This window comes from Clostridium frigidicarnis (assembly GCF_900111985.1).
Classification (GTDB): domain Bacteria; phylum Bacillota; class Clostridia; order Clostridiales; family Clostridiaceae; genus Clostridium_Z; species Clostridium_Z frigidicarnis.
The window spans coordinates 1-1,516 of record NZ_FOKI01000101.1 but is presented as its reverse complement, the minus strand read 5'-3'; the positions used below and the strand labels follow the sequence as shown (position 1 = coordinate 1,516).

General features: G+C 30.1%; 1 protein-coding gene. It reads left to right on the top strand.

The genetic code is table 11. The annotated features are described in order from the left end of the window. Positions 1–737: 737 nt before the first annotated feature. The coding region (locus BM119_RS19455) for a Glu/Leu/Phe/Val dehydrogenase dimerization domain-containing protein (protein WP_278336809.1) at positions 738–1,516 on the top strand (779 nt) is incomplete at its 3' end.

Here is a 1,516-nt window from a genome sequence, read left to right as displayed (position 1 = left end):
ATACAGCTGCAAGTGTTGCAGAAACTTATGGCTTAGGATATAACCTAGTTGCAGGTGCTAATATAGCTGGATTCGTAAAAGTTGCAGAAGCTATGCATGCTCAAGGAATTTACTAAGATACTATAGTTTAAAATTGAAAGTTGTGGTTGAAAGTAAATGATGAAATCTTCTTAAAAAGCTTTCAACTTTTCATTCTCAATTCTTAACTTTAAAAAGGGGAAACTCATAAATGGGTTTCTCTTTTGTTATATAACAAACTTTTTTTACTCATGAGTTATAAGTTTGAGTTGGTTAGTTGTAAGTCATGAATTATAACTTATATATCTCAAAAAGGGAACCACAAATTTCCAATTTGTATCACTTAATGAATATTATATAAATAGATTTAAAAAATAATATAATTAAATTTAATAAAAATAATATACATTAAATTTGTTAAAAAATATACAATACCAATATTTTTTGTATATAGCATATACTTTAAGTTTAATTAACATACTATAAAATTAAAAAATATTATATTTTAATAAAAATCAGTTAAGAATATTAAGAAAATTTTTAAGAATCAGTATTAAACTTCTGTTTAATTAATCGGTTTCATAAAGATTACTGAGTTCATTCAAACGGGGAGGAATACTAGGTGCATTAGAGAATATATATAGTATAGTAAACAGCATTTAAAACATTGCTGAAATAAAAAAAATGAATACATAATTCATTTTGGGGGGTATTTTTTTATGACAAAGGAAACTTTAAATTCAAAAGCTTATATTGAGCAAGTTATTGAAAACGTTAAAAAAAGAAATTCTGGAGAGCCTGAATTTATTCAAGCAATAGAAGAGGTTCTAGGATCACTTGAGTCAGTATTAGATAAACATCCTGAATATATAAAAACAAATTTACTTGAAAGATTTGTTGAACCAGAAAGACAAATCATGTTCAGAGTTCCTTGGACTGATGACAATGGAAACGTTCAAGTTAACAGGGGATTCAGAGTACAATTTAATGGATGCATAGGACCTTACAAGGGAGGATTAAGATTCCACCCATCAGTTTATCTTGGAATAATCAAATTTTTAGGATTTGAACAAATATTAAAGAACTCTTTAACTGGTCTTCCAATAGGAGGAGGTAAAGGTGGTTCTGACTTCGATCCAAGAGGTAAATCAGATGCAGAAATAAGAAGGTTCTGTGAAAGCTTCATGACTGAATTATATAGACATATAGGACCAGATGTTGACGTACCAGCTGGAGATATTGGAGTTGGAGCAAGAGAAATAGGATACCTTTATGGACAATATAGAAGAATAAGAGGGGCTTTCGAAAACGGAGTCTTAACTGGTAAAGGATTGTCTTACGGCGGAAGCTTAATAAGACCACAAGCTACAGGATATGGAGTTGCTTACTTCTGTCAAGAAATCTTAAGACATGAAGGAGAAGAATTTACTGGAAAAACTGTTGCAGTATCAGGTTTTGGTAATGTTGCATGGGGAGCATGTCAAAAGGTTGCTGATTT